Raw genomic sequence first — 14,050 nt, 5'->3', positions numbered from 1 at the left:
ATGACAGCTTGTAAATTTTTTATTTAAAAAAAAAAATTATATTTGTTAATTAAATTTAAACCAACCAAATAATGAGAAAGACTTTACTTTTTTCTATTTTCTCTGTGTTTACTGCATTTAGTGGTATTGCACAAACCGAGAAAGCATGGACATCAGTAGTTGGCGAAAAGAATATGGCAATTACAAAAACTGCCACAAGAAGTACTTTTCCTGAAAACTATCTTTTGTTTAAACTTGACCTATCTTCAATTAAGCAAGCATTGTCAAATGCACAAGACAGGTTCGCTCCAAATGCTAATGGAGTAATAATAGCATTACCAAATGCTGAAGGTAAACTTGAACATTTCAAAATGTTTGAGGCTTCAAATTTTGACGCTCAATTGCAAGCTCAATTTCCTGAAATTCGTTCGTATGTTGGTATAGGAATTGAAGATACTTATGCCCAAGTTCGTTTAAGCATTGACCCAAAAGGAATGCAAACAATGGTTTTCAGAGCAGACAAAAAAAATGAATTTATGGAGCCTTTTTCAGAAGATGGAAAAATTTATGCTGTATATAATTCTCAAAGAACAAAAGGAAAATTACCTTTTACATGTTCAACTGCAGAGCAATCAATCACTCAAGAATTAGGAAGAAACTTAAATGAAGTTAACAGAAATAGTACTACTACACTACTAACGTTTAGACTTGCTTTATCTTGTACTGCAGAATATGCCGCTTATTTTGGAGCAACAAGCGCTTCTCAATCATCACTTGTATTAGCTGCTTATAATGCAACTATGGCTCGTGTAAATGGTGTTTTTGAAAAAGATTTTGCCATTCACATGAATATTACATCAAATTCAAGTAGTGTTATTTATTATAATGCTGCTACAGACCCTTATTCAGACGCAGCAAATATGGCAAATTGGAACGCTGAACTACAAGCAAATTTAACAGCAACTATTACAGAAGCTACTTATGATATTGGTCATTTATTTGGAGCATCTGGTGGTGGTGGTAACGCCGGCTGCATTGGCTGTGTTTGTGTAAATGGCTCTAAAGGAAGTGGAATTACTTCTCCTGCTGATGCTATTCCGGCAGGGGACAATTTTGATATTGATTATGTAGCACATGAAATGGGACACCAATTTGGTGCTAATCATACGTTTACTCATAGTATAGAAAATAACTCTGTAAATTATGAGGTAGGATCTGGATCAACTATCATGGGATATGCTGGTATTACTAGTTATGATGTTCAACCTCACTCAGACGACTATTTTCATGCAGGGAGTATTGCACAAGTACAAAGTAATATGGCTTCTAAAACTTGTCCAACATCTGTTGCTTTAACACATAGTGCACCCGTAGTAAATGCAGGCGCTTCTTTTACAATTCCTAAAAGCACACCATTTATGTTAACGGGTTCTGCAACTGATGCAGGAGGAGGATCATTAACATACTGCTGGGAACAATATGATGATGCTTCTGCAACAGCTCAATTAACAACTGGAAGCCCAGCTTCAGCGACAAAAACAGCTGGCCCAAACTTTAGATCATATCCCCCAACAACATCACCTACAAGATACTTTCCTAGAATGGCTTCTGTTTTAAATGGTTCTACTACAACAGCAGGAACAGATTGTTTAGTAGAAGCACTTAATTCTAATGCAAGAACATTAAACTTTAGACTTACTGTAAGAGATAATGTAGCAAATGGCGGTCAAACGAATTTTGCCAATACAAGTGTAACGGTAGATAATACAAAAGGTCCTTTAACGGTTACATCTCAAAGCACTACCGGTATTTCATATCCTGTTAGTTCATCTCAAACGGTTACTTGGTTAGTAAATAACACGAATGCATTAACGGGCGGTGCTAATGTTGATATTCTACTTTCTACTAATGGAGGTTCAACATGGACAACATTATTAGCGAATACTCCAAATGATGGATCTGAAGCAGTTACTTTACCAGCTACACCTGCAGCTTTTTGCAGATTTATGGTAAAAGCAAATGGAAACGCTTTCTTTAATGTAAATTCAAAAGATTTTGCTATTGGATATGTTGTAACAGACAATTGCAACACTTATTCTAATAATACTATAATTGCAGTACCCGACGGAACAGGAGCTAATACTCCCGGAGCTGTTGCTAGCAAAACAATTAGTGTTCCAACAAACGTTACTATTTCTGACGTCAATGTAACACTTGGAATTGTTAACCATAGCTATATTGAAGACTTAGTAATCGCTATGAATCATCCAGATGCAACTCAAGTAATATTATGGAATAGAAATTGTGATAATACTCCAACAGACTTAGTATACGTATATTCTGACGGAAATGCGGTAGTTCCAACTACTGGATGTACAGCCACTACTGGAACATTTGGTCCAGCAACTGCTTTAAGCACTTTAAATGGAAAACCTTCTAACGGAACATGGACATTATTAGCCGCAGATTACTATAATGGAGATACAGGATCAGTTGGGGATTGGTCTATTGAAATATGTTCTCAAACATTGACACCGCTTAGTAACGAAAGTTTTGGACTTGAGAATTTCTCAATTTATCCAAATCCAAACAATGGTAACTTTACGGTAAACTTTACTTCACAATCTTCAAATACTATTGAAATTATGGTACATGATATTAGAGGAAGAGAAGTTTACATGAAGTCTTTCAATAATAGTTCATTATTTAATCAAACTATTCAATTATCTAATGTTGAAACAGGTATTTATCTTGTAACAGTTAAAGATGGCGAAAGAAAAGAAGTTAAGAAAATTATCATTGAGTAAATAATAAACTTTCAAAATATAAAAAAAGTCCCAACTAAATTGGGACTTTTTTATTTTCCATTAAATTGATTCATGGTATTATTCATTCCTGCTAAAGCAAAGGACTTTATAATCTCTGAAGCTACCTCTAAACGCTCTTTTAATTTTTCTTTTTCTTCTTCATCCCATTCTCCTAAAACATAATCTATTTGTTGTCCTTTTTTAAAAGCATCACTGATTCCAAATCTAAATCGAGGATATTCAGTTGTGTTTAACACTAATTGTATGTTTTTTAATCCGTTATGCCCTCCATCAGAGCCTTTTGATTTAATTCTTATACTTCCAAAAGGCAAATTCAAATCATCCGTTATAACTAATAATTGTTCTTTATCAATATGTTCTTTATCTAACCAATATTGCACCGCTTTGCCACTTAAATTCATATAAGTATTTGGCTTAATAAAAACGATTGTACGGCCTTTTATTTTATATTCAGCACGTTCTCCTAGCTTTACCGTTTCAAACGAAAGATTTTCTTTCTTTACAAAATAATCCAATATCTTAAAGCCAATATTATGTCTTGTATTAACATATTCAGCGCCAATATTACCTAGGCCTACTATCAAAAACTTTTTCATTACAACTTTATTATGTTACAAAAATAAAAAAAGGACTGAATAAAAACTCAGTCCTTTTAATTATCTATAAAAAGATTTTATAATCTTCCTCTATTATCTTTAATTTCTGCTTTATCTCTTAAGGCTTGAATAACTCTATAAGAAGCTCCGCCTTTAGTTTGCTGATTTAATTGATCAATTTGAGATTTGTAATCTTTCACAACTGGTGCTTTTACTATGGTTTTTGTTCTTACCATATATACACCCATATTTCCATCAATTAATTTTGATGTTTTATTAGACGCTAATCCAAGAGCAGTTCCTATTACTTTAGGTTCAAAACCTAAATTTGGAACCACAGGATTTGCTAATGACAAAGCAACCGCTGGCAATATAGAAGAACCAGAAGATTTTGATACCGCTTCTAATGTAGTGCCAGTCATTTTCTTTCTGATAATTTCAGCTTTTTTCTCATTTTTAATTAAGGGTTCAACAGATTGTTTTGCAACATCTAAAGGCAATAAGCCAGTATCATTTTTCGATTTTAAACGAACAATAGCAAATCCAACTTGAGGAATATCAAATCTTTTAATAGTACCTTCTTCTGTTTCGTTATTAAACGCCCAAGTAACAATACCTCTTTGAATACCTAATCCGTTGATATTTTCATCATATGCTTTTACACTAGTAACTGGAGCTACTGTAAGACCAGAAGCTTTTGCTGCTTTCTCCATACCTTGTGCATTAGCATCTGATTCAAATTTATTTGCTTTGTCGTAATTTGCATTTTCTGTTTTTTCTGAAGGTTGAATTTTTAATGCCACAGTTCCTAGTGAAATGGCATCATTTCTTGCATCAACTCGCATTACGTGGAAACCAAAATCTGTTTCAACCAACCCTACTTTTCCAATTGGGCTACTAAACAAATAGGCATCAAAAGGTTTAACCATTTGACCTGGCACTACATTATCATAAACTCCACCATTTTGTTTAGAACCTTGGTCATCTGAGTTTGTCATCGCTAACATAGCAAAGTTTGCAGGTGCAGCAATCGCTTGAGCTAATAAAACCTCTGCTTTTGCTTTTGCTTGCTCTTTAGTTAACTTAATTGTTGGAGCTGCTTGCATAGCGCCTTTATAAGCAACTAAAATATGACTTACTTTTGCGCTTGAATTTGGTTTTCTACCTACTAAACGAGACAACTTATAGTATCCTCCTTCAATATATGGCCCAAAAACTTGACCTGGAACTAAAGAAAATAATTGTTCAGCAAATTCTGGCGACAAATCTTTTTTAGCTACAAACGTTGAGTCAAATTTTAAATCTGAGTTTGAATTTACAAATTCTGCAATATTTTTAGCTGAAGCAAAACCTGGAATAGTATCGTTCTTACCTGTTTTAGCATTATAAACAATTCCTCCTTTTACTAATCCATCAATTTTAGATTTCATAGCCGCTTCATCTTCTTTTGAAGGTTTATTGTCTACAACTACAAATTCAAGAGCTCTTGTTGGATCTGATTTGTATTTTTTTGGATTTTTATTCATGTAAGCAATAATTTCTTCGTCAGAAACTTTTACTTGATCATCACTTACCGTTGAATAAGCGACAGAAACATAATCAAAATCTACTTTATTGTTTTCTCTTTCATATTTTACTTTACCTTCAACTTTAGTAGTGTATACACTAGATTTGATTAAAGTAGTATACATTTGTTCTTTGGCATATTCTTGAATATCCTTCTCAAAAGTTAACCATTGAGACCAAATTGTAGGATCTTGAGAATTTTGTAATGATTTGATATATTCTTCAAACTTTTTTTCGTCAAATTTACCAGCCGCATTTAAAAACTGAGGTGTTTGAGAATATTGTGGATGATTTTTAATTACACCCATAATTTGATCTTTTCCTAAAACAAGACCTATTTTATCATATTGTTCATTCAATACTACTTTTCTAACTTCTTGTTCCCAAACCGAATTAATAGCTTGTGTAGTGCTGATTCCTTGTTGTTGTTTTTCAACATTACTTACTTTTTGCATAAATTCTTGATAATCCAAGTCTGTTCCATTAATAGAACCTACCTGATTAGAATTTCCGCTAAATCCACCACTTTTAATTACATCTGCAAGTACAAATGAAAACAATGCTAACGCAATAATTAGGATTAGCAAAATAGAACGCTGTCTAATTTTAGATAAAATTGCCATTTTTATATTGATTATTTTTTATTCAGAGGGCGAAAATACAACTATCTATTAAATAATAAAATAGAAACGTGTATTTTTTATTGATTTTTTTGATGTTTTTCTAATCTTTTTACAAATTTTCTTCTCACAAAGAACATGATAATAAAAGCTGCAGCAATTATAGCTTGCAAACCAAAATCTTGATTTGTGATGAATTTATATATAACACTAACAAAAAAAGCACATCCTGCTAGCAAATATAGATACTGTGAATACGTTAACCATTTCATATTTTTTATTTTTTTATTAATCAAGATTATTTACTTGTCCCACATTATTTTGCATATTGAATACTTTGAAATCTTTGCTAAAATCAATCCCTACACCTTCCAAGAAACCGCCCTGACCATCGTTAAATTTAAAAGGTTCTTCAGTAAAAAACCATTCATTTTTTTGATCAAAATACAATTGATTTGTTTCTAAAATTTTTCCGTCATGGGTAACAATTTTCACATTACCTATTAAATCAATTACTTGCGTTTTTTTATAGGAAATTGCTTTATCTGCCTTTACGGTTGTTGTACGATGATTAGCATCATAAAGCGTAACTAAAATGCCTTTTGGAAATTCAACAAATGGGTTTTTTGCAGTAGAATAATCTAACATTTTCAAGCTTTGTAACGTAGATTTTACTTGGCCTGAATCTGTATATTTCAAGTTTATAGAATCGGCTTCACCAGTAGCTACAAAAGTTGTTTTATAAATATTTTGTACGTCTTTTAAATTACTTTCACAACTACACAAAGCAACTAGCAAGAAAAGACTAAAAAAACGTACAAATTGCACTTTCATAGATATATACTTAGTTATATAAATTCTTTTTAAACCACTTATCACTAAACATTAGTCCAATGTTGATTGTAAAATAATTTTCTTTAATCAATCCGTTGCTTGAAGTACCTCTACTACCAATCTCAGAACCTATATTAATACTAGAAAAAGTTCCAGTAATTGGGAAAGCAAAGCCAAAACTTACTGCTTTATCTTTTATAGATGTATTATTAATTAACAAACCTGTGTTTTCATATCTAAAACCCGCTTTGTAAGTTACGCGTTGGAAATAACTTTGGAACGAATCAAATTTTGGAATAAAATAGCCCCCAATAGCGATTTTTGAAGAATTTTCATATCTCACATTGTTATAATTGTCAAAACGATTGGTTTGAGTACTTGTTCCTCTTCGAGTATAATCAGCACCAATAAACCACTTTCTATTTCCTAAGCCCGCACCTAAAGCTAACTTAGACGGAATATTCATTTTTGAATCTGGCACAACAACCTCTTGTGAATTAGCAATTAATTCTGCCCCTGCACTATTAAATGTTACTGTAGCGGTATTTCTTGTATTTACAGAATTTAATTTTGTTTCAGGCGAAAAAGTCAAGCTTGTAGTTAACGTATATTTAGCATACACTTTTGTTTTATAAATTAATCCTGTATTAAAGGCAACACCCGATACAACAGAATTATTTAACTCTCTCGTACTATATTGTATTCCGTTTAACAATAGAATTGATTTAGTATCAATTGATCCAAATAAATATTGGAAATCGGCACCAAAACTTAATTTTGAAGTTAATTGGTATCCTGCTCCAAAATAAACTTTATTAACACCACCTGTTCCATTATAAACGTTTGATTGCGTTAAAACATCTCCTGTATATTGATTCTTAACTAATCTATAACCTACTGCAGAGTAAGGCAATAATCCTAAAGAAAAACCTAATTTTTTACTATAAGGAAGACCAATTACAAGATAATCAAGTGTTGTTTTTTTTGCTTGTTCATAATCTACACTTGATTTTAATTTATAAAATGACGATGTACCTCCAATTTGAATACTTGTAAGCATTTGATTAGCATACGATGCTGGGTTTAAAACATTCAAATGAATACTATCTGAATAAACACTTAAGCCACCCATTGACACTACATCATTCATTCCTTTGAATCGTGCGTCACCTAAACCATAAAACGAATAAGGGGAAGCTGTGTTTTCTTGCGAAAAAAGTTGGCTACTCAAAAGAACTAAAACTCCTAATACAATTTTTTTAATCATTTCTCTAAACTATATATGTGTAAACTATGTAAACTTTTTAATAAAAAATTTTCATCGGCAAATATGGTGCTTTTTAATCGATTAGCCAAAAAATTAGCATCTCCTCCTGTTAAAATTACTGTTAAATCCTGATAATTAACAGAATATTTACAAATAAACCCTTCAATTTCATTTAAAACACCATGAACTACACCCACATGTATAGACTCATTTGTTGTTTTTCCTACTTCATTTTGAAAATATGTAGCTTGTAATAGGGGTAACTTTGCCGTATAATCATGTAAAGACCCATATCTTAATGCAATACCTGGAGAAATAGCTCCTCCTTCATAAACCCCATTTGAGGTGACCAAATCGTATGTAATACATGTACCTGCGTCTATTATCAAACATGTTTTTTGTGGAAATTTCAATACTGCACCTGCAGCAAGCACCATCCTATCTATACCTAAAGTTTCAGGTGTTTGATAGGTATTTACAAAAGGAAAAGAACTCTGATGAGACAAAGAGTAGACTTCTACTCGTTCTTGAAGCCATGTAAGCAATGCTGGTTCAACAGTAGCTACCGAAGCATAGATTAATTTTGATGCCTGAGGATAAGTAGTGAAAATAGTTTTAAAATTATATTTTGCCTTTTCTAGCTCAAAAACAAATTTATCAACCAACTCAACTTCTTCAAAGACAGCTACTTTAACAAAGGTATTTCCAACATCAACGGTTAATAGCATACTAAAGAATTAAAGGCGCAAAGGTACAAAATAGATTTTTTTATTTTTTTATTTTGGAAATAATAAAAATGATTCTATATTTGCACTCGCTAAATGCAATGGGTACCTTAGCTCAGTTGGTAGAGCAATGGACTGAAAATCCATGTGTCCCTGGTTCGATTCCTGGAGGTACCACGACAAAAAAACCACTCATATGAGTGGTTTTTTTTATTATAAATAAGTTATAATTTCATTTTTTAATCGGTCGTATTCACCTTGCAAGATTAACCCATTATCCAAAAGCTTTTTGTAATTCTGTAATTTTTCAAACAATTCCTCTTTTGATAATTCTGTTAAAGGTCTTTCACCTTGTGTAATTGGCACTTCAACCTCTGTATCTTGAACCAAACTTGTTGCGGGTAGAATTTCTGCTAAATGTGTAACTTCTTCCGCAACTACTTCTTCTACATTATTTTCGTCTGCTGTTTTTATTTCAGCTAACTTAGGTCCATTTTTTAAAATATCTAGCTGCTCTTTCGCATAAGTATACAATTTTCGGGCTTGATTTTTTGGTAAATAATCAACTGTATGCGTTAAATCTGAATTAGTGGTAAAGGTAAAATCGGCACCTAATATTCCTTCTTTTACAAAAGAACCTGCAATATCATCCCAATCATAATCAATAAACTCCATAGATAATCCTAAATTTTTAGGCTTACACAAGATAATACGTTTATTAGTCACTACTATGCTATCTGGAAGAATGGTTACAGCTGGTTTTTTTTGAACCGCAATATACCCTACTTCCTCGTTTGACATCAAAAGATTCTCCAATTTTGAAGTAATTTTTTCAATCGCTTTTGGATCTTGATCTTCGTTTAATATTTTTTTTAAGTTGTCTATCATAATTTATTTCAAATTTTTATTTATACCAAAAGGTTTTGAAAACCTTGCAGGAAACAATCACAAAAGTAATGCCTAATTTTCTTCTTCTCGATACAATTTTGAAAAAAAATCAAAATTACTCGAAGTGACGTTATAAAATTTCTTGTTGCACTTTTTTCGTTAAACTTTTGAAAACAAGGTCGTAGGAATGATTAATCAATTCGCACATCATTTTATCGGAAACATCGCTTTGGAAATGAATAGTATTCCAATGTATTTTACTCATGTGATAGCCTGGCTCTATAGCTTCATATTCGGCTCGAAGTTCCAAAGCACGTTCTGGATCACATTTTAAATTTAAACTTGGTGTTCCTTTTTCCCAATCGGATAATGAGGTCAAACAAAACATTTTTCCACCTAATTTAAATACTAATGTATCTTCATCAAACGGAAAATGTTCGGTGACGCCTTTTTTGCTCAAACAGAACTCATATAATTGTTGAATGTTCATTTTGGTAATTACTTTTCAATTTTATACAAAACCGGCTTACTCGGACTCGCATCATTTTCAAACGAGGCGAATTGCAAGTTTAAGATATAGCTTCCGTCTTTTATTTTTTCGTCTACATAAATCATTTCGGTAATCGTGCAATTAAATCGGGCATCATCATTAACTTTATTGATGTCTCTCACATTCCAAAAAGCTTTATGTGCCAATAATTTTCCTTCATCACGTTCTTTATCAACACTTGGTAAATCAATGAGCAAATGCTGAATTCCTTTTTCCCTGATAAAAATGGCAGCCGCTTCTTCTAAATAAGGTGAATTTGTATTCGAATAATTCAGATGCTTTTTAGTTTCCAGATTAGGCAATGTCCTAATAATGATAGCTTGTGGTATAGTTGTACCCAAAGCATTTTCAATTTGTTCTTTAGTAATGACTAAATCTTCGCCAATGCTTTTTGGTTCCACCGAAATCAGTTCTGCAGTAAAGAAAAACTGTTTCAAACATTGATTTATGGAATAAAATTCACGGGTAATATGCCCTAAACACTCCGTATGCGTTCCATGTGCATGCGGGTTGAAGAAAATGTTATTGAAATTGGTTGATGATTTTCCTTCCGAAACTTTCCCTATCCAATCACCCATGGTTACCGGTTCAATTTCAGGCACGTTTTGATACCAAGCAATTGGATTTTGCTCATTATTAGTCAATGGTATGGAAATATCAATAGGTTTTGATAAATCGATTTGTATGTTATTAATTGTTGCTTTCATAATTTTTTTAAACGCAAATCCCGAAGCTTCAGGACGAAAAATTTTTCACTAAGTTTACAAAGCTAAGTATTTTCATTGTTCATTCTTTGCGTTCTTTGCGGTTAAGTTACTCCAAATTTAGTAAAAACAAGTCACTTGCAATTCCATCACTCAAAAACTTTCCTTTTTTTGTGGTTGTTAATTTGTCCCCTGTTAGCACTAAATGCTCAGATTGTATATATTTTTTAGATTGATCTAACAAATAAAGTAAATAACGTTCGCCAAATTCTCGCTCAACTCTCTCCAATGAAACGCCCCAAATCGTGCGCAAACCCGTCATAATGTATTCATTATAACGATCTGTTTTGGTTAATGTTTCGGTTTCAATTGGTAATTTATTTTCTTGAATCGATTTGATGTATAATGCATTATTTGAAACATTCCAACCTCTATTTTGTCCATCATAACTATGTGCAGAAGGTCCAATGCCAATGTATTTTTTGCCCAACCAATAACTCGAATTGTTTTTGGAAAAATAATGTTCTTTTCCAAAATTAGATAACTCATAATGTATGAATCCGTTTTCTGAAAGTTTATCTACCAAAATTTGAAAATGCGCTGCAGCCACTTCATCATCTGGTTGTGGAATGATTCCTTTTTGAATAAACGTATGCAAAGCTGTTTTGGGTTCTACGGTTAAAGCATAACTCGAAATATGCGGTATCCCAAAAGACAAGGCAGTTTGAATGTTTTCTAACCATTTTTCATTGGACATATTAGGAATTCCGTAAATCAAATCAATGGAAATATTATCGAAATGTTGCGTGGCGATTTCAAGACATTTCTTTGCTTCTTCTGCATTATGCGCGCGATTCATCAACTGTAAATCGTCTTCAAAAAACGATTGAATTCCAATAGACAAACGATTCACAGGTGAATCAGCTAATTGACGAATTATTTCATTACTTAAATCATCTGGGTTGGCTTCAACAGTGATTTCTGGATTCTCAACAACTTTATAGTTTCTATATACCTCATCAATCAAAAATTTCAAATCCGAAATTTCTAAAATACTTGGCGTTCCTCCACCAAAATAAATGGTTTCTATTGATTCGGTGATGGGTGATGGGTGATGAGTGATGGATTTGCTTCGCAGTTCAATTTCTTTGGCCAATGCCAAAACCATTTCCTCTTTCTTCTTTAGTGAAGTCGAAAAATGAAAATCGCAGTAATGACACGCTTGTTTGCAGAATGGTATGTGGATGTATATGCCAGCACCACCCAGCCTCCCCAAAGGGGAGGAGTTGTAAAAAACGATATTGTTTTGTTCAGAATTAACCATTTAGTTATTTTGCTCCCCCTTTGGGGGTTGGGGGGCTTATTCTTTTTTCATTTTGTTTCACAAAAGCATCCCAACCCGTATAACTTTTTCCTATTTCCACTCTTCCCGAATTGAAAAAATGACAAACAGCCGCCGCTAAACCATCAGTTGAGTCAAGGTTTTTTGGCAATTCTTTCAAGCCTAGCAATTGTTGTAACATTTTAGCCACCTGTTCTTTACTCGCATTTCCATTACCTGTAATTGCCATTTTTATTTTTTTAGGTTCGTATTCGGTAATCGGAATATCTCGTGAAAGTCCAGCCGCCATAGCTACACCTTGCGCACGTCCTAATTTTAACATCGATTGTACATTTTTGCCAAAGAAAGGCGCTTCAATAGCAATTTCATCTGGATGATGGGTGTCAATTAATTCAATTGTTCGTTCAAAAATGACTCTTAACTTTTGATAATGATTATCGTATTTAGATAAAATCAATTCATTCAATTGTAAAAATTCCATTTTTTTATTGACCACCTTAATCAAACCAAAACCCATTATGGTGGTTCCAGGATCAATACCTAATATGATACGCTCGTTTGCCAATTTTATAGTTTCCAGTTTGAGGTTTCCCATTAAAAGTTTTGTTTCTTTGCAACATGATTTTGATTCCACACAAAGCTAAACAATATCTCACATTTTTTATCAAACTAACCATAGTTTGTTTAGCCTTTTATTTTATTTATAGTAAACTGAGCGAAAATGATCAAATGAATTGGTCACAATTTCATTCTATTTTGCGCTCTCGATTGTCTGTTTTTTGGTTAATAATTCTCTTTCTTTTTAGTTTTGGGAACCGTTTTTTAGAAATTTTAAAATGGCAAAATTTAGCCTCTTTCGTTAGTGCTATTACTATTGGCGAGTCTTGCAAACAAGTGCTTGCTGCTCTTACAGCGGGATTATTTACGCCTAACGGAATAGGAGAATATGCAGGAAAGGCAATGTATTATAAGAAACAAAATACCAAAAAAATTATCTTTTTAAATTTAATTTGCAACGGTATTCAAATGCTCTTAGCCATTATTTTTGGGCTACTAAGTTTAATTTATTTGGGATTTTATAAGTGGGCAATGGTGCTTTTATTTATTATAGTTTTGAGTATTGTTTTTCTATTCTTTATTAAAAATGTTACTATTAAAAACTATTCGGTTTCTGTTTTAATTCAAAAAATTAATGAATTGCCAAAAAAAATGCATACTAAAAATATTCTTCTAGCTATAGGAAGATATGCTTTACTCATGCATCAATATTATTTATTATTTATACTTTTTGGAGTAACTGCAGATTATTTTACCTTACTAGCAACGATAAGTGCGGTTTATTTTATTGCTTCATCTTTGCCTTCGTTTCAATTTTTAGATTTTGTAGTAAAAGGCAGTGTTGCGTTATGGTTTTTTGATAAAATACATGTAAGTGAGGTTGTAGTATTATTTATCTCAACATTTATGTGGTTTTTTAATGTGGTAATTCCAGTTTGTATTGGAAGTTATTTTGTCTTAACATTTAAAAAAACAAATATAGAGTAAGTTTATTTATGTAATACAATAGGTAATTGTAATTCTGTTTTAACAGGCATCCCTCTTTTTAATGCAGGCTGAATTGCTGGAAAAGATGCTAAGCGCAATTGAAAAACACTATCTAATTGATGTCTATTAACAACAAGTGAATCATTTAAAATAGGTTCAAATGAAACTTTTGCATCTGAAAAAATAGTAACTTTTACCTGAATAGAGTCTATATTAGGAAGTAATTTTGCAATGCTATCATCTTGTAATTTTTCTTGTAATTGAGAAGAAAGCAAATTATAAAAACACATTTTTTGTGATTCTTTGTCTGCTAACGAGTCACATTGAACAAAAGTGGGCCATTCATCTACATTTTTCCAATCAATTTTTTTTAATTCTTGATTCAAAAGTTGTTTTTCATCAGGCACTTTTTTATCAAAAAGCTGACACGATTGAAACATAAAGAAAATAAAAAAAGCTAAAAATTTTTTATTCATATGTTGAAATTTTTATTTTTTAGAGGTAACACATGGTATCCCCTTTTTAATCATTGGATTTTGAACATATTGTTAAGCTGATTCAATGATAAAAATTTTAACAAAAATACAAATTTATATTTTCATTTCA

The 14,050-nt window shown here is 32.1% G+C and carries 14 protein-coding genes and 1 tRNA gene; 3 read left to right on the top strand and 12 right to left on the bottom strand.

Annotated elements, in window-relative coordinates; all coding sequences use genetic code 11:
• The first annotated feature begins 71 nt into the window (after positions 1–71).
• A complete protein-coding gene (locus tag RF683_RS01510) occupies positions 72–2,786 on the top strand; it encodes a zinc-dependent metalloprotease (RefSeq protein ID WP_309532467.1) in 2,715 nt (904 codons plus the stop codon).
• Between the two features lie 50 nt (positions 2,787–2,836).
• Here RF683_RS01510 and pth read toward each other — a convergent pair whose 3' ends face one another.
• The 6 genes from pth to RF683_RS01480 all read right to left on the bottom strand — a co-directional run bounded on the left by pth (position 2,837) and on the right by RF683_RS01480 (position 8,418).
• Positions 2,837–3,403, bottom strand: a complete 567-nt coding sequence (gene pth, locus RF683_RS01505; RefSeq protein ID WP_309532466.1) for an aminoacyl-tRNA hydrolase — start codon at positions 3,401–3,403, stop codon at positions 2,837–2,839.
• A gap of 77 nt (positions 3,404–3,480) precedes the next feature.
• Positions 3,481–5,592 (bottom strand): peptidylprolyl isomerase, encoded by a 2,112-nt coding sequence (locus tag RF683_RS01500; protein WP_309532465.1) that lies wholly within the window; start codon positions 5,590–5,592, stop codon positions 3,481–3,483.
• Between the two features lie 77 nt (positions 5,593–5,669).
• Positions 5,670–5,861 (bottom strand): hypothetical protein, encoded by a 192-nt coding sequence (locus RF683_RS01495; RefSeq protein ID WP_309532464.1) that lies wholly within the window; start codon positions 5,859–5,861, stop codon positions 5,670–5,672.
• 16 nt (positions 5,862–5,877) lie between these two features.
• Positions 5,878–6,423, bottom strand: coding sequence for an LPS export ABC transporter periplasmic protein LptC (gene lptC / locus RF683_RS01490; protein WP_309532463.1), 546 nt, complete (start codon positions 6,421–6,423; stop codon positions 5,878–5,880).
• Positions 6,424–6,433: 10 nt separating this feature from the next.
• Positions 6,434–7,690: a hypothetical protein gene (locus tag RF683_RS01485; protein ID WP_309532462.1), complete on the bottom strand. Its 1,257-nt coding sequence runs from the start codon at positions 7,688–7,690 to the stop codon at positions 6,434–6,436.
• A complete protein-coding gene (locus tag RF683_RS01480; RefSeq protein ID WP_309532461.1) occupies positions 7,687–8,418 on the bottom strand; it encodes a type III pantothenate kinase in 732 nt (243 codons plus the stop codon). Before RF683_RS01480 ends, RF683_RS01485 begins: the two co-directional genes overlap by 4 nt.
• A 101-nt stretch (positions 8,419–8,519) precedes the next feature.
• Between RF683_RS01480 and RF683_RS01475 the strand changes: the two genes are divergently transcribed.
• Positions 8,520–8,592: transfer RNA gene (locus RF683_RS01475), tRNA-Phe, on the top strand.
• Positions 8,593–8,628: 36 nt separating this feature from the next.
• Here the strand turns inward: RF683_RS01475 and RF683_RS01470 are convergent.
• The 5 genes from RF683_RS01470 to ruvC all read right to left on the bottom strand — a co-directional run bounded on the left by RF683_RS01470 (position 8,629) and on the right by ruvC (position 12,464).
• Entirely contained in the window at positions 8,629–9,303 is a 675-nt protein-coding gene (locus RF683_RS01470) for a PH domain-containing protein (protein WP_309532460.1), read from the bottom strand.
• A gap of 130 nt (positions 9,304–9,433) precedes the next feature.
• Positions 9,434–9,793 carry an MmcQ/YjbR family DNA-binding protein gene (locus tag RF683_RS01465; protein WP_309532459.1) on the bottom strand — a complete coding sequence of 120 codons (360 nt, stop codon included), beginning with the start codon at positions 9,791–9,793 and terminating at the stop codon, positions 9,434–9,436.
• Positions 9,794–9,801: 8 nt separating this feature from the next.
• Positions 9,802–10,560 carry a cyclase family protein gene (locus tag RF683_RS01460; RefSeq protein ID WP_309532458.1) on the bottom strand — a complete coding sequence of 253 codons (759 nt, stop codon included), beginning with the start codon at positions 10,558–10,560 and terminating at the stop codon, positions 9,802–9,804.
• A 106-nt stretch (positions 10,561–10,666) separates the two neighbouring features.
• Positions 10,667–11,881: a radical SAM family heme chaperone HemW gene (gene hemW, locus RF683_RS01455; protein WP_309532457.1), complete on the bottom strand. Its 1,215-nt coding sequence runs from the start codon at positions 11,879–11,881 to the stop codon at positions 10,667–10,669.
• Between the two features lie 4 nt (positions 11,882–11,885).
• A complete protein-coding gene (gene ruvC, locus RF683_RS01450; protein ID WP_309533182.1) occupies positions 11,886–12,464 on the bottom strand; it encodes a crossover junction endodeoxyribonuclease RuvC in 579 nt (192 codons plus the stop codon).
• Between the two features lie 53 nt (positions 12,465–12,517).
• Between ruvC and RF683_RS01445 the strand changes: the two genes are divergently transcribed.
• Positions 12,518–13,444: a hypothetical protein gene (locus RF683_RS01445; RefSeq protein WP_408733686.1), complete on the top strand. Its 927-nt coding sequence runs from the start codon at positions 12,518–12,520 to the stop codon at positions 13,442–13,444.
• A gap of 2 nt (positions 13,445–13,446) precedes the next feature.
• Here RF683_RS01445 and RF683_RS01440 read toward each other — a convergent pair whose 3' ends face one another.
• Positions 13,447–13,920 carry a hypothetical protein gene (locus RF683_RS01440; RefSeq protein WP_309532455.1) on the bottom strand — a complete coding sequence of 158 codons (474 nt, stop codon included), beginning with the start codon at positions 13,918–13,920 and terminating at the stop codon, positions 13,447–13,449.
• Positions 13,921–14,050: the final 130 nt, after the last annotated feature.

The organism is Flavobacterium sp. 20NA77.7, assembly GCF_031326205.1.
Lineage (GTDB): Bacteria > Bacteroidota > Bacteroidia > Flavobacteriales > Flavobacteriaceae > Flavobacterium > Flavobacterium nakdongensis.
This window is presented reverse-complemented; position numbering and strand designations above follow the sequence as displayed.

Bases quoted from the DNA above. Each gene is read 5' to 3' on its own strand.
- RF683_RS01485 (WP_309532462.1), bottom strand. From the start codon at position 7,690: ATGATTAAAAAAATTGTATTAGGAGTTTTAGTTCTTTTGAGTAGCCAA.
- RF683_RS01510 (WP_309532467.1), top strand. From the start codon at position 72: ATGAGAAAGACTTTACTTTTTTCTATTTTCTCTGTGTTTACTGCATTT.
- RF683_RS01500 (WP_309532465.1), bottom strand. From the start codon at position 5,592: ATGGCAATTTTATCTAAAATTAGACAGCGTTCTATTTTGCTAATCCTA.
- RF683_RS01465 (WP_309532459.1), bottom strand. From the start codon at position 9,793: ATGAACATTCAACAATTATATGAGTTCTGTTTGAGCAAAAAAGGCGTC.
- pth (WP_309532466.1), bottom strand. From the start codon at position 3,403: ATGAAAAAGTTTTTGATAGTAGGCCTAGGTAATATTGGCGCTGAATAT.
- RF683_RS01460 (WP_309532458.1), bottom strand. From the start codon at position 10,560: ATGAAAGCAACAATTAATAACATACAAATCGATTTATCAAAACCTATT.
- lptC (WP_309532463.1), bottom strand. From the start codon at position 6,423: ATGAAAGTGCAATTTGTACGTTTTTTTAGTCTTTTCTTGCTAGTTGCT.
- RF683_RS01480 (WP_309532461.1), bottom strand. From the start codon at position 8,418: ATGCTATTAACCGTTGATGTTGGAAATACCTTTGTTAAAGTAGCTGTC.
- RF683_RS01440 (WP_309532455.1), bottom strand. From the start codon at position 13,920: ATGAATAAAAAATTTTTAGCTTTTTTTATTTTCTTTATGTTTCAATCG.
- hemW (WP_309532457.1), bottom strand. From the start codon at position 11,881: ATGGTTAATTCTGAACAAAACAATATCGTTTTTTACAACTCCTCCCCT.
- RF683_RS01445 (WP_408733686.1), top strand. From the start codon at position 12,518: ATGATTTTGATTCCACACAAAGCTAAACAATATCTCACATTTTTTATC.
- RF683_RS01470 (WP_309532460.1), bottom strand. From the start codon at position 9,303: ATGATAGACAACTTAAAAAAAATATTAAACGAAGATCAAGATCCAAAA.
- RF683_RS01495 (WP_309532464.1), bottom strand. From the start codon at position 5,861: ATGAAATGGTTAACGTATTCACAGTATCTATATTTGCTAGCAGGATGT.